This window comes from Actibacterium lipolyticum, assembly GCF_900184935.1.
Classification (GTDB): domain Bacteria; phylum Pseudomonadota; class Alphaproteobacteria; order Rhodobacterales; family Rhodobacteraceae; genus Actibacterium_A; species Actibacterium_A lipolyticum.
Genome location: NZ_FXYE01000001.1, coordinates 492071 through 511971, shown reverse-complemented (window position 1 = coordinate 511971; position 19901 = coordinate 492071). Strand labels below are relative to the sequence as shown.

Here is a 19901-nt window from a genome sequence, read left to right as displayed (position 1 = left end):
CACAGGCTCCGTTTGCGGAAACCGTTACCCAAACACCCCGGCGACGTCATACATCACCGGCTCAAACCCTTTGCACAAAGCATTGATGCGCCGGTTGCGTTCGCGCATTTCCGGCGTGCGCAGCATGGCCTGAAAATCCTCGCGGCGGATCCATTGGGAATAGTTGGCGATGCGGGTCTGCGCATCGTTCACATGCAACCCCGCCGCAATGAACCCCGGCTGTTTAGAGATGACGTTCTGATACGCCTCGTTCAGTTCGTCCAGAATGTCCTGACAGGTGCCTGGCGTCACCTCAAACGTGGTTATGACCGTCTGTAATTCAGCGTTCTTGGATATCGTCGGCATCGGATTCCTCCACTATGGCACCCGCCTATCGTACCACATGGACCGCGCAGCCTGCATGGCGCACGACACGGGCGGCTGTTGAGCCAAGGAAATAGTCCTGCAATCCGGGCCGGTGGGACGCGATGACGATACAGTCCGCGCCATGTTCTTCGGCATAGTCCACGATGGTCCGCCCCGCGTGGCCTGTCACCACCACCGGCATCACATCAGCCACACCGCCCAGTTCTGCGGTCAGTTCGGCCTTGACCGTGTCATGGGTCAGCTTTTCCTGCCCCTCTGGCAAATATTGCGCAACATAGGGGGGAATCGCCTCTACCACCGTCAGGGCGGTGATCTGGCCACCTTCGGCCAACAGCTTTAGGGCCACCTCTAGCGCGGTGCTGGTGTTCGGGCCGTGATCCAAGGCAATCGGAACAATAATATTCTTGTACATTTGCGCAGCCTCCTCTGACCTGCCAGATCAGAGTGGCACGACCAGAAAAGACCGGCTTTGATGCAAATCACGCTAAAGGATGGAGTTCACTTCGTTGGCCAGCGCTTCAATCTCGCCAGCAGCGGTGGTTTTGCGGCCCGCCTCCAACACGCCAAGGCCAAGGCCCAACGTTTCGGCATAGCCAACCCTGTTGCCAAGCGACGATTTCGCCATTTCAACATCCAGCTCTGCCGCTTTTTCAGCCACATCAACGTTCAACCGCGTTCCGGATCGCGTCCTGTTCAGCACCAACAAAGCGTCCCGCCCTTCGCGACGGGCAAGGTCAAGCACGCCTTCGGTGGCCCACAAATCAACATGTGAAATCGAAACTGGCACCAAGATCAGCTTTGCCCCGCGCAGCGCCGGGCGAAGATCGCTGTCTGCTTTCGGTGGGGTGTCAACAATGACGTAGTCATGGCTGCCGGCAAGCTTGCCGGTTTCATATCCAACGCCCCAAGCAGACGCCGTTGAAAGCGTCATACCCGGATCACCCAATCGTTCCGCGCGCGCCATAAACCAGCGGCCAAGACTGCCTTGTGGATCGGTATCTAACAACGCCACGCTTTTCCCCTGCTGGGCAAATGCCACCGCAAGGTTTGCTGCCAAAGTGGTCTTACCCGATCCGCCTTTTTGCTGCGCAATCGTTATTACATGGCCTGCCATGGCTCATCCTTACACTAAATGCTGCAGCGCAGCATGGCAGAGTTTCACCAAGTTTGCACGCTATTTCTATCGCCCCCATCGCCCACCAAGAAAATCCGCATCATTAAGCGCGTGAGCAAACTGTAAGCGGAACGAAAAACGGCCCTCCCCTCACATGTGAAGGGAGGGCCGCTCAGCGACTAAGTTGCGTTATCGACCCGCGCGGTCACATTCACGCGGCCTCGGCATGCCTCGGGCCAGACAAGGTGGATCTGGTTCTTTGCCGCCCCCTCCTGAACCTCAACATAGGGCATGCCGGCAACAACCTTGCCGGCCCCATTCAAAACGGGGCCCTCTGCCACAACTCCGGTGACGTTGCGGGCGTAACCGTCGAACGGAAGATAGCCAGCGAAATCGCACACCCAAGTCTTGGCATTCGAATTTTCATCGAATTGCAACATCACCGGGTTGGTGATGATCTGATCGACCGCGTTGAACGAGTTCCCTTCAACAATGATGTTTCGCGCGCGCCCCATCTCAAGCTCGGCATATGTCGTGTCGACCTTGTCGATCCGTTCGACCGAACCATTAAGAGATTTAAACGTATTGCCCGAGATATTCAGACCCTGAATGTAATGCCCTGCGCCGACAGGCTTGATGACGAACCACCTAAACCACGGCGCAACGTTATTAACGGTGAACACGTTGCCAGAAACCGTAAGCCCTCCGAACGACAGCTCGCTTGAATGGTCCGGGTCTTCGTCGTGTTCATTCGTCCATTCGATGAAGCTGTTATCGACGTAATTCGCGGTAATCGTGGTCTTCATGTTCGGCGAGGTTAGAACCAAACCCGCCTGACGGATCCCATCCGTTTCGCTGTCGCCCTGAAACCAGTGATTTCCCATGATGACGTGCCCAGCACCTGCCAGCACGGCGAAATGCGCAAACCGGACCACGCGGTTTTCACGAATTTTGCTATCATTTGCGTTGATGTTCATAGCAACCGTTGTGCGATCTTGCGCACGCAGCGACTGCTCGTTGGAGATAAACTGACACCGATCCACCAACAGGCCCTGGCATCCCGTACCGGAAGAGGTAATCCCGCGATCCTTAGGCTTTGTGAAAAAGCAGTCCCGGAAGTGGATGATTCCGCCCGCCGGGGCCAGCATCACACCGCTTGCCTGACCGTTGCAGTGCAGATCAACGTCAGACAATACAAACCGCGACAGGCTGCTAAAGCCACCGAAATCTAGGATATATTTGAACCGCTTAAACGTGAACGGTTGCGTTCCCGCAGCATCAAACAGCGGGCGGCTTAACGTAATGGTCCCTGCCCCCACGTTCTTTTCCTGAACGTATACCTCGCGCCCGACGCCCAGACCTTGGACCAAGGACCCAACCGCGATATTCGCCACATCCACAACGGCGCTAAGCTGGAAAGGGTTAGACGTCGAATACGTGCCTGCAGACACCACGACATCGGCATCCCAATTCGTCGAAGCGACGGCGTTAATCTCACCGTTTCGCAAGACGCGACGCGTCGAAAACGTATCCTTGTTGGCAACTGCGGCGTGAACATCGATCGGCCCGTCAATATCAACACGACGCCCCATCATGTCCAAACTGTCGTGGTCTGAAAAGTTGAACAGCACGGCAAGCGCCCTGCGCAGCGCCTCGACCTCATCACCAAAGGCGTCGATATAGCTTGGCAGATCAAAGTTTTTTGTAAGCGTCAGCCGCAAATTGCTGGGCATCACAACCGTGCCCGCAAAACGCGCCTTGTTTTCGAAGGTTACATGATTATTCAACAGATAAGTGCCGGCAGGTACCAGAACAGAACGTCCGTTTGCGGCCGTGTCTGCGGCCTCAAACGCTGCGCTATCATCGGTCACGCCGTCGCCAACGGCACCGAAATCCCGCACGTCCACCCAGTCGAGCATTTCCCGCAGGAACACGCTGGTAACATCCTCGACCTCAATATCGTCGATCCGCACCACGCCCCCGGTCGCGCCCGTCAGATCCAGACCGATATGGGCATAAACAGGCGCGGTGCCCCACGGCATATCGACACCACCGCGCTGACCCGCGCCAATGATCGCTGTAATCGTTACGACTTCGCCATAGGCCGTAAGCGGAACAAGCGGCCCCGTTTCCACCAACCCCTGAACATGCGTTTCACTGCCGGAACCTGCCCATGCCGCAATGCGCACTTCGGGCAGGTTGCCGCTGATCGCCTTAACCCGCGCGGTGACGCGCAAATAGCAACCGGGGATGATCGGTGTCTGCCCCATGTGGCGCAGTTTATGAGTTACATCCGTTTTCGATATCTCAAGACAGCCGCCAAAGTCTTGATCCGCCGTGACCAACGCCGCGTTCGCCGCCCCGTCATACGTGGCCGAACCCGCCGTGCCATCCTCGCTTGACCAGACATCCAGCCCGCTGGCAAATGCAGGTGGCATAAAGACCAGTCCGTCGGTAATTGCCTTGTTCATACAAACCCCTTTCATATGCGCACGCAGGCGCCCGGCGCATCGGGCATCCCAATGCGATGGGTGCCGAAGCTCCGCTCAATTGTCAGTTACTGTCGTGAGGAATCGAACCGGCGCACATCGTCCGGGTCAGTGCAGAGACCTAGCAGGGATTGCTTAACAACGGGTTTAGATTGCTATGCACCCAGCTCTTCTTTGACGATCTGCACGCCGTTAATCTGCCAACCATCCGCGCTTGGGATCATGTCATATTGCAGAATATGTACGCGTCCTTCCTGATCGGTGATCATAACGCGCTGGCTTCGCAAACTGCCGACGCCGTCCAACCCAAGGAACCGCAACTCGCCTGGGCGCCACACCATCGGATACCCCTGTTTGACCATGCGGCCAAAGTTCTCTGACGTCCCAAACAATCCCCTGATCATGGGCGAAGCGAAGGTAAACGCGCGCTCAAAATCGTCGGCCTGAAACGCGCTGATTTGGTCGCGAATCACACCTTCAATAACCGTGCTTTCCTGTTGCGCAAACGCAGGGGCAACAAACGCGGCAACCGCAAAAACGGGCAAAATGAAAGTTCGCAACAGTGGCACCTCCTGTTGGGGAATATACCAATGGTACGAACGAAACGGCCCAGCGGTTTCATCAAAACCACCGGGCCGCCCGTAAACTACTGCTCTTACAACGTAAAAAGCGTTTAGCTGATTTCGCCAGCAAGCCCTTTTTCGATCAGCGCGATGCTTTCATCGACACCATAAAGCGCGATAAAGCCACCGAAACGCGGCCCTTGCGATGCGCCCAACAGAACCTCGTAAAGCGCCTTAAACCAATCGCGCAGCGGTTCGAACCCATGCTCTTTGCCCACTGCAAAGACCAAAGATTGAAGCTCTTCGGCATCCAGACCACCGTCCCAAGCCTTCAGGCGTGAAACCAGATCTTCCAGCGCGGCGCGCTCTTTCTCGTCCGGTGCGCGGAACACTTTGGTCGGTTTCACGAAGTCATTGTAATACCGCACCGCGTAACCCGCAGCCGCATCCAAATCGGCGTGCGTTTCGGCGGTCGCATCAGGTGCATAGCGACGGATAAAGCCCCACAGGGTCTCTTTGTCCTCAGCGCCCGAAACCGAAGCCAAGTTCAGCAGCATCGAGAATGGAACAACCATTTTCGACTCTGGTACATTCGCACCATGGATGTGGAACACCGGGTTGTTTGCCTTCTGCACCGCATCCTGCGTGTGATAGGCGCGCAATTGCTGATGGTATTCGTCCATCGCCCGTGGGATCACGTCAAAGAACATGCGCTTAGCCGTCTTTGGCTTTTGATACATGAAATAGCTCAGGCTCTCGGTCGAGGCATAGGTCAGCCATTCATCGATCGACAGGCCGTTGCCCTTCGACTTGGAGATTTTCTCGCCGTTCTCATCAAGGAACAGTTCGTATGTGAAATGCTCTGGCTTCTTGCCGCCAAGGATTTCGCAGATGCGATCATAAATCGGCGTGTTGGTGGAATGGTCCTTACCGTACATCTCAAAGTCCACGTCCAACGCAGCCCAGCGCGCGCCGAAGTCTGGCTTCCACTGCAGCTTCACGTTGCCGCCGGTGACAGGCAAGGTCCATTCTTTGCCGTCTTCGTCGTCAAACGTGATCGTGTAATCGGTCGCGTTCACTTCCTTCATTGGCACGTACAGCACCTTACCCGTTTCCGGGTGGATCGGCAGGAAGATGGAATAGGTTTGCGCCCGCTCATCGCGCAACGATTTCAGCATCACCTTCATGACGTCGTCATAACGTTCGACCGCGCGCTTCAGAACCTCATCAAAGCGGCCTTCTTTATAGAACTCGGTCGCGCTGATGAATTCGTATTCAAACCCAAACGTATCCAAGAACCGGCGCAGCATCGCGTTGTTGTGGTGGCCAAAGCTTTCGAATTCGCCGAACGGATCAGGCACAGACGTCAGCGGCTTTTGCTCGTGCGGCAACAGCGCCTCACGGTTCGGGATGTTTTCCGGGATTTTGCGCATCCCGTCCATGTCGTCCGAAAAACAGATCAGGCGCGTAGGGATATCGCTGATCACCTCGAACGCGCGGCGGATCATGGTCGTGCGGGCCACTTCGCCGAACGTACCGATATGCGGCAAGCCGCTTGGCCCGTACCCCGTTTCGAACAGCACATAGCCCTTTTCAGGCGGGGCCTTTTCGTACCGTTTAAGCAGCCGACGCGCTTCTTCAAAGGGCCAAGCTTTGGAAGTCATCGCGGCGTCGCGCAGATCGGTCATGTTTTCATACTCTTTTCACCGTCAGGCCCCATGCCTAACAAGCTCCGCTACCTATTGTGCGCGGGGCGTGTCGTCAATATTCTGCACCGCAACACCTACCCGGAAGGAACAAGATATGACCGAAACTGCCCTGCCGCTGACGGCGCAAGACAGCCTTGTCGCCATCATGATCGCTGTTTCAGCTTCGGACGAAACGATCCGGACGTCCGAATTGGTCACGATTCAACGCATCGTGAATCACCTTCCCGTCTTCGCGGGCTTCGATCAGGATCGCATTACCCTGATCGCGCAAACCGTGTTTGACCTATTTGAAGAAGAAGACGGCCTCGACGCACTTTTCGGCCTCGTACGCGAAGCCCTGCCAGAGCGTCTGTTTGAAACGGCATATGCAATCGCCTGCGATGTTGCCGCCGCGGACGGAACGCTGTTGGAAAGCGAACTGCGCTTGCTGGAAGAAATCCGGTACGAGCTGAACATCGACCGCCTGCATGGCGCGGCGATCGAACGCGGTGCCCGGGCGCGGCATATCTCTATCTAAAAACGCGCATCTCTAACATCGGGCTTTCAGCAGCTAGACGCTAAGAGCCAACGTCCGGCTGATTTCTGTCATTGAGCGGCCGGACTGCGCCTTCCAATCGTTGAACGCGCCTTGCACGGCTGAAAGCGCCTTCTTAGACGTCGGCGTTTTATCGACAACACCTTCAGCAATTAAACGGACAACCACGTCTTTGGACAGGATGAAACTGTCTTTGCCCATGCTGCGAAACAGATATTGCCCGGTCGTCCCGCCAAGATGGGATCCACGCGCCTTGATCAGGGCGAGCAACCCCACGAAATCATCGTCGGGCCATTCCGCAAAGAATTTAGCCGCCGAGCCGTGCTCGGCCGCAAGCTCTTGCACGAAACCCGCGTTATCCATGACGGCGCGGATTTTCTTGCCATTTCTTACGATACCTGTGTCGCTAAGCAGTCGGTCAAGGTCTTCGTCGTGAAAGAATGCCACACGGGCGGGGTCGAACCCTGCAAAGGCTGCCTCAAAACCGGGCCATTTGTTTTCGATTACCTTCCAACTGAACCCCGCCTGAAAGATTCCGCGTGCCATTGCCGCAAGCCAGCGATCATCGGTGATTTGGGCCAATTCATCATGCGATTTCGGGTGCGACAGGGTTGCTTCAACAGCATCCGCACCGCCTTTTCGTTCAGCGGCGATGTGAAAAATCTCATCAAAGCTGCGCATTGTCTTCCCCCTGATCCAAATCAAGCCCCCGAAGGGTCGCTTTCGCAATCAACGCAAGCTCATCCCTCAAGACCACAATTTCAAGCAGCCGGGCGATCAACTCCCGTAAAGCGTTGACCAACGGTCGATCAGCTGCATCTGCAAAATTCGCGCGCGCCGGTTCCACCCCGACGCACCTTCGGGGCGTTCGCGATCACTTCTTGCGATCTTTGCCCGGCGTCCTTCATCCGCGGCAAAGATCGTGAACGCCAGTTCCGTCCCATCTTCGGCTGTCACATACCCTGCCAACGCGCTTACAAAATTCAAAGTGCCTGTCTTTGCCCGGATGCGCGCCGGATGGCCCTTTACTGCCTTGCCTTTGGCATCCAGCATCGAAAGCTCTTTCAGGATCGGGCGCAACGCGCCATCAGGCCCAACCTTAACAAGGGCGCGCACCATATCACCGGGCGAAACCCGCGACTGTTCGCCCAAGCCGGAATGATCCACAAACTTTGCCTGCGTCATACCCAACGTCTCGCGCAACCAAGTGGACATTTTGGACGCCGACGCCGAAAGCGAAGCAGGCCGCCCCGTCGCGGTTCCTGTCGCGGTCATCCCAACAACCTCTGCCGTCATGTTGGTCGAATATTTCAACATGTCCCGCAGAATGACGCGCAATTCCGGGCTTTGCGTTTGTGCCAACACGGTGCCACGCGGCGGGTTCGTCATTTCAGACGCGCGCGGCATGGCGACCCCCTGCCCGCGCGCAAGCGTTTGGAAAACCTCTGCGGCGTAAGCTGCGGGTTTGCGGACGGGCAGCCAGCGGCTTCCGCCCTTGCCCAACGCGCCGCTGGCAACTGTCCAGTCATCAACGCCTTTTCCGTCGCTATAGGTAAAGACGGGCACCTGGCGGTTCACGATTTTCATCCGCGCAACGCTAACCTGAGGGCGAAAGCGTTCAGCCCGCGCATCCATCGACACGTCCCAGCCAGAGGACGCCCGGCGCCATTCGAAATGAACCCGGTTAAAATTCAGGTTCAACCCGGAAATCGAAGGATTGTACCCCACGTGATCTGGCTGCCCCGGATCAATCGATGCGACCTGTGGCAACGCGCCGGCATAATACCGGAACTTACCCAGGACTTCGCGCACGCCAGCCGCCTTTAGCCGTGCCGCCAAATCACCCAACTGATCGGTATTCAGAACCGGGTCACCACCGCCCACAAGCACCAGATCCCCGGCAAGGCTACCACCCTGCACCGATCCAGTTGCAATCAACTGCGTTCTGAAACGGTAACCGCTACCCAATGCGCTTAGTGCATAAAGTGCCGTGGGAACCTTCGCGGTGCTGGCTGGTGGCATCGGCACCGATGGGTTTCGCGCCTCTAGCACCAGACCGGTTCGCGCATCTGCGACGACGAATCCGACCTTACCGCTAAGCCCGGCCTTGGCGATCAGCCCATCAACACTGGCGACCGCAGCTTTTCGATAATCACCGGGGCGCGCACGGGGCGCGATAGAACGCGAAAGCGGCTCGGCCAAAGCGCCGTCAGCAACACCAGCCAAGAGGCCAGCCATCACCCAGCGCCGCGAAACCTTGAAAGACCTATTACTCATGCGGCGGAGTGAACCAAATCACCGCCCGACGAACAAGCCCGAACACCACCTATTGCGGTGACAAATTCGTGCTATCGCGCCCAACCGCCTTTGGCGCGAATTTCGGTAGAGGAGATATTGACCATTGGAATGTTCACAAAACACCACGCGGGCGGATCACAGCGCCCTAACGTAAATGACGCCCGCGCGGGGATGCGGTATCGGGCATAACGCTCTGCCGCCTTGGAAACCCGCGCCGAAAGGCGCAGGCCCGGACGCGCGATCACCCCAATCGGGACGTTTTCCATAATCCATTCCCAGCGATCCCACTTGTGAAAAGTCGCAAGGTTATCCGCGCCCATCAGCCAAACGAACCGCGTGGAGGGGTAAAGCCGCTTCAGCTCACTAAGGGTCGCCGCAGTGTACCGCGTGCCAATGGTCGCTTCGATATCGGTGACTTTGACACGTGGGTGCGCAATCACACGCCGCGCCGCATCCAGCCGTTGTGCCATCGGGGCGGGCCCTTCTGCCTTCAACGGATTGCCCGGCGACACAAGCCACCAAACTTGATCAAGGCCAAATCGCTTTAGGGCCTCTTTGGTGATGTGGGCATGACCGTCGTGTGCGGGATCAAATGACCCGCCCAAAAGCCCAACAATCTGGCCCGGAGCCGCATGTGGCAAACTATGGCGCACCTGGTTCCTCCGTTCGGGCCAGCAGGGGCTTATTCATCCAATCCCTCGCGGCTGTCAATTGATGCGACAAATTGCGCGCTCCACATTTTTTCGCAGTCGCAGCGAAGCAAAATAACAGGCCAGACAGTGATCGTTTCCAGAACCGATTGAAATACATGAATTTTAAACGCTTTGTTGAACATGAAAATTTCATGGCGGAACTTCGCCTAAAATACGGCGTTAATACTGTTAAAATGTGGCGGATCGTGCTATGAATCAGTGAGTTAATAGACACCATGCGCCGCTCAAGTTCAGAGCATGACAGTGCGCTAAAAGGATTTTGGAATGAAAACCGCTGCACTTGCACTCGCTACGGTTGGCTCTCTAGCACTTGGTTCACTTTCCACTGCAGAGGCTTCGACCGTCGACTTCACAATCGATACCGGCGCCTCCAGCGTATCGCTGACGCCGACCAGCTGCATTGGCACCTGCTCGCTTACCGCGTCCGTTGCTTCTGGGCTTGGCGGCACTTATTCGCTGGGCGAAGGCGACTCTGCTACTGTCGACTTCTTGACCTTTGCCGCTGGCAGTGGTGTTGGGTTCGGAGTTTACGACATCGAAGCAACTTTGGCATTCTCGGGCCCGCTGGGCGCCACGGCAACCGTGTCTGGTGCGGTGGCCGCACTGAACGGGATCGAAACGATCTTGCTGGGTGGCCTGTCTTGGGATGATGCCACGACAGTTATCACACTGGCGAATGGCACCGAAATCCTGATGGAATTCGAACAAGGCTTTGTCGCATTGACCGACAGCGTGACGACATCGGCAACCTTTACGGTTCTCAGCATCGTTCCTCTGCCGGGCGCATCTATGATGCTTGGTGGTGGGCTTGTTCTACTGCCATTGGTCGCACGCCGCCGTCGCCGCAAGGCGGCTTAATCGGCCCGACCGAAAGAATTGAGCTTTAGTGTTTCGCAGGCGATTTAGCTTCGTTTGCGAAACATGAGTCGCGAAAGGTCACGTGCCTTTTCGGTGTGATAGGTCGAAATTTTCCGATTTCGCCTATTTTAGCAGCACTTTTGCGCAGCTTTCGCGCGTAAGTCGCTTCAGGCGATCCCCCCTAGGTTGTTTTCCCTGCGAATATTCCATTAGGCATTCGTTAACCTTTTGCGCGCGCAGCATGGGGTGCTAATTTCTGGCCAGCACTAAAACAATTTTCAAAAGCACGCTGGTGGCCCACTTTTTCGGGAAAATCGGCGGAAATTAAGGGTAACGGAAATGAAGCATACTGCTCTTGCATTTGTAGCGGCCGGCACATTCGCGCTTGCCGCAAATGCATCGAATGCATCGACAATCGACTTTACAATCGATGTTGGCGCATCAAGCGTCTCCATGACGAACACCACTTGCATCGTTGGTAACTGCGTCGCAACTGCATCGCTGTCCAGCTCGCTTGGTGGGACATACACAATCGCTGAAGGCGCGACCGAAACGTTTGACTTTCTAGAGTTCGACACCGCAGGCGGACGCGGCTTTGGGACCTATGACATCGTTGCGACACTCGCTTTCACTGATCCGGTTGATGCAACAACCACGATAACTGGTACGAACAACGCCTATACGGTAATTGCGGGTTCGCTGGTTGGCGGTGTTCTGACATGGGACGATAGCCCCGTCACAATCACGCTTTCGGATGGCAGTATTGTCACCGTCGGGTTTGATGACGCCAGCAATGCGCTACAGCCCGGCTATTCCACAACTGCCACGATTGGCGTTGTAAGCACCGTGCCCGTGCCATTCGCAGGCGCAGCGCTTGCTGGCGGTCTTGGCCTGTTGCCGATCGTGGCACGCCGCCGTCGCCGTAAAGCGGCCTAAGCACAACACCAGATAACGTTCAAAACGGCGCTTCAATCGAGGCGCCGTTTTTTGTTGGATTTCGCCACCTGAACGCAGCGATTGCCCTTTTGCGCTTGGTTGTCTAGATGATTGCCAAAGCGAATTCTCTGAAAGAGGCGGCAAATGGCATCTTACCAATACGTCTATCACATGGACGGCGTGTCCAAGACCTATCCCGGCGGCAAAAAGTGCTTCGAGGACATCCGCCTCTCCTTCCTTCCCGGCGTTAAGATCGGTGTTGTCGGCGTCAACGGCGCGGGTAAATCCACATTGCTGCGCATCATGGCGGGCATCGACAAGGATTTCACCGGCGAAGCTTGGGCCGCGAAAGGTGCCAAAATTGGCTACCTTCCACAGGAACCCGAACTGGATACCAACCTGACCGTCCGTGAAAACGTGATGCTGGGCGTGGCAGAAAAGAAGGGCAAGCTTGACCGGTTCAACGAACTGGCCATGAACTACTCTGACGAAACTGCCGACGAAATGGCCGCGCTTCAGGACGAGATTGACGCCAACAACCTGTGGGACCTGGACAGCCAGATCGACGTCGCGATGGAGGCACTGCGCTGCCCCCCCGACGAAGCACCCGTTGAAACCCTCTCCGGTGGTGAAAAACGCCGCGTGGCGCTGTGCAAGTTGCTACTTGAAGCACCTGACATGCTGCTGCTTGACGAACCGACCAACCACCTTGACGCGGAAACCATCGCTTGGCTGCAAAAGCACCTGATCGAATACAAGGGCACCATCCTGTGCGTTACGCACGACCGGTATTTCTTGGATGACATCACTGGCTGGATCCTTGAACTCGACCGTGGCCGCGGCATTCCTTACGAAGGCAACTATTCCGCGTGGCTGGATCAAAAAGCCAAACGGCTGGAGCAAGAACAGCGCGAAGACAAATCCAAACAGAAAGTGCTTGAGCGCGAACTGGAATGGATCCGCGCCGGTGCGAAAGCCCGTCAGGCCAAACAAAAGGCGCGTATCAATGCGTATGAAGAGCTGGCTGGCCAGTCCGAACGCGAAAAACTGTCGCGCGCTCAGATCATCATCCCCAACGGCCCACGCCTTGGCGGCAAGGTGATCGAGATCGAAAACATGAGCAAAGCCTACGGCGACCGCTTGTTGATCGAAGACCTGTCTTTTGCCCTGCCCCCGGGTGGCATTGTCGGCGTCATCGGCCCGAACGGCGCCGGTAAATCCACGCTGTTCCGTATGCTGACTGGTCAGGAAGAACCCGATTCCGGCTCTGTCACCATTGGTGACACCGTTAAGCTGTCATACGTCGATCAGTCCCGCGATGCGTTGGGCGCGGACAAAACCGTTTGGGAAGAAATCTCGGACGGGCTGGACATCGTTCAGCTTGGCGACGCCGAAGTAAACAGCCGCGCCTATTGTTCGTCCTTCAACTTCAAGGGCGGCGATCAGCAGAAAAAGGTTGGCCTTCTGTCGGGCGGTGAACGTAACCGTGTCCACATGGCCAAATTGCTGAAGGCGGGCGGTAACGTTCTCCTCCTCGATGAACCTACCAACGATTTGGACGTTGAAACCCTTCAGGCGCTGGAAGCGGCGTTGGAAGATTTCGCCGGCTGCGCGGTCATCATCTCGCACGATCGCTTCTTCCTTGACCGCCTGTGTACACACATTCTGGCCTTCGAAGGCGAGGCCCACGTGGAATGGTTTGAAGGCAACTTCGAAGCCTACGAGGAAGACAAGATCCGTCGCCTTGGCCCTGAGTCGGTCGAACCGAAACGGGTTAAGTACAAAAAATTCAGTCGCTAAACAGAAAAGCGCGGAGGTTTCCTCCGCGCTTTTTCTTTTGGGGCCTTTGCCTTTTATGCAAAAGCAGACCCGCTTTTCACACCAAGTTTTCTGAACACAATCGCCGCTGGGCAAAACCCGGTGAATGACGACTGGATCAGATTCGCGCCGATGAACACGGTGAACCACATCCAAAGCGGCGAAACATAAACGGTAAGAACGACGCTAAGCAGGATCATGATACCTGCAAACAGCATTACGGCACGATCTAAGGTCATTTTCTCATCCTATGTTGAACTGATGCGCGGTCTTCCGCGCGCTTCCTATATATATAGGAAGCCGCCCACTTACATTCAATATCATGCATATTATATTGCGGCGACAGAAAAGGGTCTTGTGTCGGGTCCCCTTCACCTCGGCACGAGCCCTTTAACAGCCAATAATAGCAGGAAGAACAATGAAGTTACTGACCTTTGCCGCAGCGCTGACTGCGCTTTCCTTTACGCCCGCTTTCGCAGGGCACGCGAACCCGTGGACAACGGCAATCGATACCTTGCTCGAAAAATACCATGATACCAATCAGGAAAAGAGCGCGGACACCCCCGGCGAGAATGAAATGCGTGGCAAGATGGTTCAGCGGGCTAAGGGCAAGTTGGACAATACTGTCGGCCCAGCTTCAAAAGGCAAGCGCGACAACTGATCCCAATAAAAATACGCCCAGCAGACCACCTGCTGGGCGTTAACCATCCAAACTAGATATTCTTTGCGTTACGCCGCACGGGGTGTGCACCTATACCCCGTAGCGGCGGCCCGCCTGCTCAATGACGTCTTGGCATTTCCCCGCAGGGAGGAATTAGAACCGTGCGCGGGCGGAAATAAAAGGGAGGCTTTCGTTCCGGCGCGGTGCCAGGAAGCGTTCACGAGTTCCGATGTCTACTGTGCAATCCGACTGGGTGGAAAGACGGTTGGCAAGGGCGTTGCTGCGTCCGGTGCGGGCTTTATCCAGAAGAGTGGTCATGGCAGAGTCCTCGTTTGTTGGTCGTCGTTTGTAGGTCGTCAATTTCGGTTCGGCCAGTTTCGTGATCCTGTGAGTGGTTCTTCGCAAGAGCCTGGATCATTCAACCTCCGATAGAATCAACGCTACAACCTAAAGATGAGTTTTTCAAGCGCGCTATACTTTTGCCGTAATTCTGCCCGAAAAGTCCGGTATTGCAGACCTTTTTTGTTTCGCGCGATGCGGTACGGTTAGGTATTGAGACGATTGATTTTTGCAATTGAGTTCGAAAAGCCGGGAATTTTTACCCCTGCGGTGCGTATGTTTTGTGAATGTGCAGGGACGTTTCGGCTTCTTCCGATATCTACTCAATTACTATCTTCTAAGCTCAATACTGTAACCAGTCGCTGCAGCGTTTCTCGCAGTAAACCTAGCGGCTGCAAGCCTCGCATCCTCGGGGCTTGTGGTCGCCAGTTTCCAAAACAGCATGATTTTCTGGCCTGTTTTCCGACCATCGGCATCACTGCAACTGTTGCTAGCCGCGACAAATGTGAAAACTTCGCATGGTAACGGCCGCGTGAATTTTCCACCTTTCCCCTTGCAAATAAGAAACATAAGGCGCATGTGGGGAAGGCGACGTTATTCTCTATCGACCACTGTCTTCCTTCTACGGCTGTCAGTCCTTCGATCTTGCACTGACTAAGCCGGGCTGCCGCACCTACGCGGGCAGCATAATTTAGGAGACTACGGATGGCTACTGGCACCGTAAAATGGTTCAACGAAACTAAAGGTTTCGGCTTTATCGCACCCGATGGCGGCAGCAAAGACGTGTTCGTGCACATCACTGCACTGGAACGCGCTGGTCTGCGTACGCTTGCTGACAACCAGAAAGTCACCTTCGACATCGAAGCTGGCCGTGACGGTCGCGAAAGCGCAACCAACATCGCTCTGGCCTAATTTAGGCTAAAGAGATTGAAGAGGGCGCCATTGGCGCCCTTTTTTTGTCACTTTTCTGTGCGTTCCGCGACCCAGACAGTACGTGACGAAAGCCCCTCAATCGGGGCAAACCCGGCCTCACGCAAAATCGTTTTACAGCGGCGCATCCCAGAAACCTCATAGGCGCCGGGGTGGAATTCAATCACGATGGCGCGCACGCCATCAAGGTTTGCGTGCTCCAAAAATTCCAGTTCGCCACCCTCGATATCCATTAGGACGACGTTTGGCTTCAGGTCTTTGTGGACGTCATCATAAGCCACCGTCGCCACATCAACCGTTTCCTTGCTCCGCACCGCTGTTGGGTTCAGGGATGAACCCAAATAGCTTTTATGAACATGGAACGGCAGCGATTGGGGGCGATCTTTGGCGCTGATCAACACTTGATTGCGAACAGAGATGACGTCGCCCAAGCCGTTCATCGCGTACAATTTCTCAATATGCGGAATAAGCGACGGGTTCCCCTCGAACGAAATCATACGCGCCGGTTTGCAGTTTTTGGCGACAACTGACCCAACGATTCCCAGCCCGGCACCAAGTTCAAGTACGTGGTCGCCTTCTTGCACAACATGCAACGCGCCCTTGATCTCTTGCCCTTCGTACCGTGCACCGTTGATACGTTCGATCCGAGTTTCATTTAGGTAAGGGGAATGCGGGACATCAACACCCAGACAGTTCGCGGCCACTTCTGTGGTTTCGGTCGCATCAGACATCGTAACGCCCCTTAATTTGGTTTCGCCAAACCCTAAGCAATCCGCCGCACTAGGTACAGCGATTTGAACCGGCTATTTCGTCGGCATTTTAGCCTTAGCCCGCACGAATTTTTCGATGTCAGACGCCGGTCGGGCACCGGCAAGCCGTGCGACCTCTTTCCCATTTTGGAACAGGATAAGCGCGGGGATTCCCTGGATTCCGTATTTCGCCGACGCTTTGGGATGTTCCTGGGTATCGATCTTCGCCAAGCGCGCGTCGGGCGCGAGTTTTTGTGCTGCCTGCGCAAACTGCGGTGCCATTGCGCGGCACGGGCCACACCATGGCGCCCAGAAATCGACCAACAACGGCGTCTGGTCTGTCTTCGCGGCCTTTTGCAGCGTCGATACATCTAGCGCCCGGACCTTACCGTCAGCCAACCGCCCGCCACAGGTGCCGCACTTTGGCCCCGCGCCAAGCTTGTCTGCGGGTACGCGATTTGCACTGCCACACTCAAGACAGACAAGTTTAAGGCTTGCAGTCATTTTCGCCTCCTACATCAAAGTTAGGAGCGATGTATTAACCGCTGTCACAAACTACAAGGGCGGCACTTGGCCGCCCTTGGGTTCGTTATTCTGCCGCGTCGGCGTAGTCTTCTAGCGGAGGACAGGTGCACACCAAATGCCGATCGCCGAATACGTTGTCCACGCGCCCGACTGGCGGCCAGTATTTATCCACCCGGAACGCACCGGGTGGAAAACACCCCTGTTCACGGCTGTATGGCCTGTCCCAATCCGCAACCAGATCGTTCACCGTGTGGGGCGCATGTTTCAGCGGGTTATTATCTGCGTCCATCTCGCCTGCCTCAACCGCGCGGATTTCATCGCGGATGGCCAGCATGGCATCGCAGAACCGGTCAAGCTCTGCCTTGGTTTCGGATTCTGTGGGCTCAACCATCAACGTGCCCGCCACTGGCCAGCTCATCGTTGGGGCGTGGAAGCCGTTGTCGATCAGCCGCTTTGCGATGTCGTCCACCGTGATGCCAGCGCTTTCATTGAATGGCCGGGTATCAAGGATGCATTCATGCGCCACACGCCCCTTGACGCCAGTGAACAGCACGTCATATGCGCCCTCCAACCGCTTGGCGATGTAGTTGGCATTCAAGATCGCCACCTTGGTCGCCTGCGTCAGGCCCGCCCCGCCCATCGCAAGGCAATACGCCCACGAGATAAGAAGGATCGAGGCCGAGCCATATGGCGATGCCGAAACCGGCCCCACCTGCCCGCCCGTTTCCGGGTGACCGGGAAGATACGGTTCCAGATGCGCCTTAACCCCGATTGGCCCCATGCCGGGGCCACCGCCGCCATGGGGAATGGCGAATGTCTTGTGCAGGTTCAGGTGGCTGACGTCGCTGCCAATCTCTCCGGGCTTTGCAAGGCCGACCAGCGCGTTCAGGTTCGCGCCGTCCAGATAGACCTGCCCGCCGAATTCATGGGTGATGTCACAAACCTCTGTCACGGTCTCTTCGAACACACCATGGGTAGAGGGATAGGTGATCATGCACGCGGCAAGGTTATCGCCCGCCGCTTCGGCCTTGGCGCGGAAATCGGCCAGATCGATGTCGCCATTTTCGGCGGACTTCACGACCACAACCTTCATCCCGCACATCTGGGCCGAGGCCGGGTTGGTGCCATGCGCCGACACGGGGATCAGGCAGACATTCCGGTGCCCTTCGCCGCGCGCCTTGTGATAGGCGGCGATGGTCAACAGGCCCGCATATTCGCCCTGCGCGCCTGAATTTGGCTGCATCGACATCGCGTCATAGCCCGTTGCCTGACACAGGATCGCCGACAGATCATCGATCATTTGGGCGTATCCCTTGGCCTGATCGGCGGGGGCATAGGGGTGGACGTTCGAAAATTCGGGCCAGGTGATCGGCATCATCTCGACCGCGGCGTTCAGCTTCATCGTGCAGGACCCCAGCGGGATCATCGCACGGTCAAGCGCAAGGTCACGATCCGCGAGACGGCGCATATAGCGCATCATTTCAGTCTCGGCGCGGTTCATCTGGAACACCGGGTGGGTCAGATATTCGGACTGCCGGTGCAGCGCCTCGGGTGCGCGGAATTCTGGGGTGCGGTCATCGTCTTTGCGGGTGATCCCAAAAGCCGCCCACAGATCAACGATGGTTGCCGAACGCGTGGTTTCATCCAGCGTGATGCCCAGCTTGGTCTTACCGACCTTGCGCAGGTTAATCGCACGCGCCTGTGCGGCGTCATAGATCACGCCCTGCATGGCACCGACTTCGACCGTTACGGTGTCAAAGAACGCCTTGGGCTGCACATCGAACCCGGCATCCTCCAACCCCTTCACCAAACGAACGGTTTTCACGTGAATACGCTGCGCAATCGCACGAAGGCCCTTGGGACCGTGGAAAACGGCATAAAAGCTGGCCATCACCGCCAACAACGCCTGCGCCGTGCACACGTTCGAGGTCGCCTTTTCACGGCGGATATGCTGTTCCCGCGTTTGCAGGGACAGCCGATAGGCCTTGTTCCCGCGCGCATCAATCGACACACCCACGATCCGGCCGGGCATCGCGCGCTTATAATCATCCTTGCACGCCATATACGCAGCATGCGGCCCGCCATACCCAAGCGGCACACCGAAACGCTGTGTGCTGCCAACGGCAATATCAGCGCCCATCGCGCCCGGCTCTTTCAACAGCGTCAGGGCCATCGGATCCGCCACAACGATTCCCAACGCCTTGGCCCCGTGCAGGGCCGCGATGGCGTCGGTGAAATCGGTCAGGTGGCCGTATGTGCCGGGATATTGGAAGATCGCGGCAAACACCTGTTCGGCGTTCAGATCTTCGGGCGCGCCGACGATCACCTCAATCCCCAACGGCTCTGCTCGGGTGCGCATCACGGCGATGTTCTGTGGGTGGCAGTTTTCATCAACGAAAAACGCCTTGGCCTTCGACTTGGCCACGCGCTGCGCCATTGTCATCGCCTCGGCACAGGCCGTCGCCTCGTCCAGAAGCGAGGCGTTGGCGATTTCCAGCCCTGTCAGATCAGAGATCATCGTCTGATAGTTCAAAAGAGCCTCTAGCCGACCCTGTGAAATCTCTGGCTGATAGGGTGTATAGGCCGTGTACCAAGCGGGGTTTTCAAGAATGTTCCGCTGAATGGCCGGGGGCGTCACGGTGCCGTGGAACCCCTGCCCGATCATCGTGGTGAACACTTTGTTCTGCTTGGCGACCTGTCGCAGATGCCAGATCAGTTCCCGTTCGGATTTCGGCTTGCCGAACTCCAACGGATCGGCCTGACGGATACTTTGCGGCACCGTCTGGTCAATCAGCTCTTCCAAACTGTTAATACCCAGAACCTTGAACATCTCGTCCATCTCTTCTGGGGATGGGCCGATATGGCGGCGGTTGGCGAAATCGTAAGGCTGATAATCGGTCGGGGAAAATGGCATCTGCGCTGGCTCCGGCTTACGCGATGAAGTCTTTATAGGCGGCTTCGTCCATGAATTCGTCAAGATCGGCCATATCCGCGACCTTCATCTTAAAGAACCACGCATCACCCTGTGCGTCTTCGTTGACCAAGGCGGGGTTGTTCACCAATGCCTCGTTCACCTCAACGATTTCACCATCGACGGGGGCAAGGATATCAGACGCCGCTTTGACACTTTCAATCACCACGACCTCTTCGTCCTTGGTAACCTCGGTGCCCTCTTCGGGCAGTTCCACAAACACTACATCGCCCAACTGTTCGGCGGCGTGTTCTGAGATACCTACAACAACCACATCATCTTCGACGCGCAGCCATTCATGTTCTTCGGTAAATTTCATCGTAACGT

The 19901-nt window shown here is 56.4% G+C and carries 21 protein-coding genes; 6 read left to right on the top strand and 15 right to left on the bottom strand.

Annotation, left to right across the window (positions count from 1 at the left end; genetic code table 11):
* Positions 1–24: 24 nt before the first annotated feature.
* From COL8621_RS02525 to COL8621_RS02500, 6 genes are all read right to left on the bottom strand, one after another.
* Positions 25–345 carry an antibiotic biosynthesis monooxygenase family protein gene (locus COL8621_RS02525; protein ID WP_093965752.1) on the bottom strand — a complete coding sequence of 107 codons (321 nt, stop codon included), beginning with the start codon at positions 343–345 and terminating at the stop codon, positions 25–27.
* Between the two features lie 25 nt (positions 346–370).
* Positions 371–778 carry a universal stress protein gene (locus tag COL8621_RS02520; protein ID WP_093965751.1) on the bottom strand — a complete coding sequence of 136 codons (408 nt, stop codon included), beginning with the start codon at positions 776–778 and terminating at the stop codon, positions 371–373.
* A 72-nt stretch (positions 779–850) separates the two neighbouring features.
* Complete coding sequence (gene parA / locus COL8621_RS02515) at positions 851–1480, bottom strand: ParA family partition ATPase (protein ID WP_093965750.1); 630 nt, start codon at positions 1478–1480, stop codon at positions 851–853.
* A gap of 179 nt (positions 1481–1659) precedes the next feature.
* Positions 1660–3951, bottom strand: a complete 2292-nt coding sequence (locus COL8621_RS02510; RefSeq protein ID WP_093966878.1) for a glycosyl hydrolase family 28-related protein — start codon at positions 3949–3951, stop codon at positions 1660–1662.
* Positions 3952–4124: 173 nt separating this feature from the next.
* Positions 4125–4529: a DUF4864 domain-containing protein gene (locus tag COL8621_RS02505; RefSeq protein WP_235823708.1), complete on the bottom strand. Its 405-nt coding sequence runs from the start codon at positions 4527–4529 to the stop codon at positions 4125–4127.
* A gap of 113 nt (positions 4530–4642) precedes the next feature.
* Entirely contained in the window at positions 4643–6220 is a 1578-nt protein-coding gene (locus tag COL8621_RS02500; protein WP_093965748.1) for a lysine--tRNA ligase, read from the bottom strand.
* A gap of 115 nt (positions 6221–6335) precedes the next feature.
* Between COL8621_RS02500 and COL8621_RS02495 the strand changes: the two genes are divergently transcribed.
* Positions 6336–6758, top strand: a complete 423-nt coding sequence (locus COL8621_RS02495; RefSeq protein WP_235823707.1) for a tellurite resistance TerB family protein — start codon at positions 6336–6338, stop codon at positions 6756–6758.
* 33 nt (positions 6759–6791) lie between these two features.
* Here the strand turns inward: COL8621_RS02495 and COL8621_RS02490 are convergent, their stop codons facing one another.
* The 3 genes from COL8621_RS02490 to COL8621_RS02480 form a co-directional block, all read right to left on the bottom strand.
* Positions 6792–7457, bottom strand: coding sequence for a DNA-3-methyladenine glycosylase I (locus tag COL8621_RS02490; protein ID WP_093965746.1), 666 nt, complete (start codon positions 7455–7457; stop codon positions 6792–6794).
* A 96-nt stretch (positions 7458–7553) separates the two neighbouring features.
* On the bottom strand, positions 7554–9014 hold the full coding sequence (gene dacB, locus COL8621_RS02485; RefSeq protein ID WP_235823705.1) for a D-alanyl-D-alanine carboxypeptidase/D-alanyl-D-alanine endopeptidase: 1461 nt from the start codon (positions 9012–9014) through the stop codon (positions 7554–7556).
* A gap of 110 nt (positions 9015–9124) precedes the next feature.
* Positions 9125–9727, bottom strand: a complete 603-nt coding sequence (locus COL8621_RS02480) for a nicotinate-nucleotide adenylyltransferase (protein WP_093965744.1) — start codon at positions 9725–9727, stop codon at positions 9125–9127.
* Positions 9728–10051: 324 nt separating this feature from the next.
* Here COL8621_RS02480 and COL8621_RS02475 point away from each other — a divergent pair, with 324 nt between their 5' ends.
* The 3 genes from COL8621_RS02475 (at position 10052) to ettA (ending at position 13381) form a co-directional block, all read left to right on the top strand.
* The gene (locus COL8621_RS02475; RefSeq protein ID WP_093965743.1) at positions 10052–10645 is read left to right on the top strand and encodes a hypothetical protein; all 594 of its coding nucleotides are present in this window, start codon (positions 10052–10054) and stop codon (positions 10643–10645) included.
* 339 nt (positions 10646–10984) lie between these two features.
* Positions 10985–11581, top strand: a complete 597-nt coding sequence (locus COL8621_RS02470; RefSeq protein WP_093965742.1) for a hypothetical protein — start codon at positions 10985–10987, stop codon at positions 11579–11581.
* A gap of 144 nt (positions 11582–11725) precedes the next feature.
* Positions 11726–13381 (top strand): energy-dependent translational throttle protein EttA, encoded by a 1656-nt coding sequence (gene ettA / locus COL8621_RS02465; protein WP_093965741.1) that lies wholly within the window; start codon positions 11726–11728, stop codon positions 13379–13381.
* A 53-nt stretch (positions 13382–13434) separates the two neighbouring features.
* On the opposite strand, the gene COL8621_RS02460 is transcribed toward ettA, so the two are convergent.
* Entirely contained in the window at positions 13435–13638 is a 204-nt protein-coding gene (locus tag COL8621_RS02460; protein WP_093965740.1) for a YgaP family membrane protein, read from the bottom strand.
* A gap of 179 nt (positions 13639–13817) precedes the next feature.
* Here COL8621_RS02460 and COL8621_RS02455 point away from each other — a divergent pair, with 179 nt between their 5' ends.
* Positions 13818–14060 carry a hypothetical protein gene (locus COL8621_RS02455; RefSeq protein ID WP_093965739.1) on the top strand — a complete coding sequence of 81 codons (243 nt, stop codon included), beginning with the start codon at positions 13818–13820 and terminating at the stop codon, positions 14058–14060.
* A 153-nt stretch (positions 14061–14213) separates the two neighbouring features.
* Here the strand turns inward: COL8621_RS02455 and COL8621_RS19070 are convergent, their stop codons facing one another.
* Positions 14214–14378 (bottom strand): hypothetical protein, encoded by a 165-nt coding sequence (locus COL8621_RS19070; protein WP_176438417.1) that lies wholly within the window; start codon positions 14376–14378, stop codon positions 14214–14216.
* 726 nt (positions 14379–15104) lie between these two features.
* On the opposite strand from COL8621_RS19070, the gene COL8621_RS02450 reads away from it, so the two are divergent.
* A complete protein-coding gene (locus COL8621_RS02450) occupies positions 15105–15311 on the top strand; it encodes a cold-shock protein (RefSeq protein ID WP_093965738.1) in 207 nt (68 codons plus the stop codon).
* A gap of 47 nt (positions 15312–15358) precedes the next feature.
* Here the strand turns inward: COL8621_RS02450 and COL8621_RS02445 are convergent, their stop codons facing one another.
* The 4 genes from COL8621_RS02445 to gcvH all read right to left on the bottom strand — a co-directional run bounded on the left by COL8621_RS02445 (position 15359) and on the right by gcvH (position 19893).
* Positions 15359–16060 carry an FkbM family methyltransferase gene (locus COL8621_RS02445; protein ID WP_093965737.1) on the bottom strand — a complete coding sequence of 234 codons (702 nt, stop codon included), beginning with the start codon at positions 16058–16060 and terminating at the stop codon, positions 15359–15361.
* A 72-nt stretch (positions 16061–16132) separates the two neighbouring features.
* Complete coding sequence (gene trxC, locus COL8621_RS02440; protein ID WP_093965736.1) at positions 16133–16582, bottom strand: thioredoxin TrxC; 450 nt, start codon at positions 16580–16582, stop codon at positions 16133–16135.
* Positions 16583–16667: 85 nt separating this feature from the next.
* The gene (gene gcvP, locus COL8621_RS02435) at positions 16668–19517 is read right to left on the bottom strand and encodes an aminomethyl-transferring glycine dehydrogenase (protein WP_093965735.1); all 2850 of its coding nucleotides are present in this window, start codon (positions 19515–19517) and stop codon (positions 16668–16670) included.
* 16 nt (positions 19518–19533) lie between these two features.
* Positions 19534–19893, bottom strand: a complete 360-nt coding sequence (gene gcvH / locus COL8621_RS02430) for a glycine cleavage system protein GcvH (protein ID WP_093965734.1) — start codon at positions 19891–19893, stop codon at positions 19534–19536.
* Positions 19894–19901 lie beyond the last annotated feature (8 nt).

Excerpts from the sequence above, each read along its gene's own strand:
- COL8621_RS02525 (WP_093965752.1), bottom strand. The coding sequence starts at position 345 with ATGCCGACGATATCCAAGAACGCTGAATTACAGACGGTCATAACCACG.
- COL8621_RS02520 (WP_093965751.1), bottom strand. The coding sequence starts at position 778 with ATGTACAAGAATATTATTGTTCCGATTGCCTTGGATCACGGCCCGAAC.
- parA (WP_093965750.1), bottom strand. The coding sequence starts at position 1,480 with ATGGCAGGCCATGTAATAACGATTGCGCAGCAAAAAGGCGGATCGGGT.
- COL8621_RS02510 (WP_093966878.1), bottom strand. The coding sequence starts at position 3,951 with ATGAACAAGGCAATTACCGACGGACTGGTCTTTATGCCACCTGCATTT.
- COL8621_RS02500 (WP_093965748.1), bottom strand. The coding sequence starts at position 6,220 with ATGACCGATCTGCGCGACGCCGCGATGACTTCCAAAGCTTGGCCCTTT.
- COL8621_RS02495 (WP_235823707.1), top strand. The coding sequence starts at position 6,336 with ATGACCGAAACTGCCCTGCCGCTGACGGCGCAAGACAGCCTTGTCGCC.
- COL8621_RS02490 (WP_093965746.1), bottom strand. The coding sequence starts at position 7,457 with ATGCGCAGCTTTGATGAGATTTTTCACATCGCCGCTGAACGAAAAGGC.
- dacB (WP_235823705.1), bottom strand. The coding sequence starts at position 9,014 with ATGGCTGGCCTCTTGGCTGGTGTTGCTGACGGCGCTTTGGCCGAGCCG.
- COL8621_RS02475 (WP_093965743.1), top strand. The coding sequence starts at position 10,052 with ATGAAAACCGCTGCACTTGCACTCGCTACGGTTGGCTCTCTAGCACTT.
- COL8621_RS02470 (WP_093965742.1), top strand. The coding sequence starts at position 10,985 with ATGAAGCATACTGCTCTTGCATTTGTAGCGGCCGGCACATTCGCGCTT.
- ettA (WP_093965741.1), top strand. The coding sequence starts at position 11,726 with ATGGCATCTTACCAATACGTCTATCACATGGACGGCGTGTCCAAGACC.
- COL8621_RS02460 (WP_093965740.1), bottom strand. The coding sequence starts at position 13,638 with ATGACCTTAGATCGTGCCGTAATGCTGTTTGCAGGTATCATGATCCTG.
- COL8621_RS02455 (WP_093965739.1), top strand. The coding sequence starts at position 13,818 with ATGAAGTTACTGACCTTTGCCGCAGCGCTGACTGCGCTTTCCTTTACG.
- COL8621_RS19070 (WP_176438417.1), bottom strand. The coding sequence starts at position 14,378 with ATGACCACTCTTCTGGATAAAGCCCGCACCGGACGCAGCAACGCCCTT.
- COL8621_RS02450 (WP_093965738.1), top strand. The coding sequence starts at position 15,105 with ATGGCTACTGGCACCGTAAAATGGTTCAACGAAACTAAAGGTTTCGGC.
- COL8621_RS02445 (WP_093965737.1), bottom strand. The coding sequence starts at position 16,060 with ATGTCTGATGCGACCGAAACCACAGAAGTGGCCGCGAACTGTCTGGGT.
- trxC (WP_093965736.1), bottom strand. The coding sequence starts at position 16,582 with ATGACTGCAAGCCTTAAACTTGTCTGTCTTGAGTGTGGCAGTGCAAAT.
- gcvP (WP_093965735.1), bottom strand. The coding sequence starts at position 19,517 with ATGCCATTTTCCCCGACCGATTATCAGCCTTACGATTTCGCCAACCGC.
- gcvH (WP_093965734.1), bottom strand. The coding sequence starts at position 19,893 with ATGAAATTTACCGAAGAACATGAATGGCTGCGCGTCGAAGATGATGTG.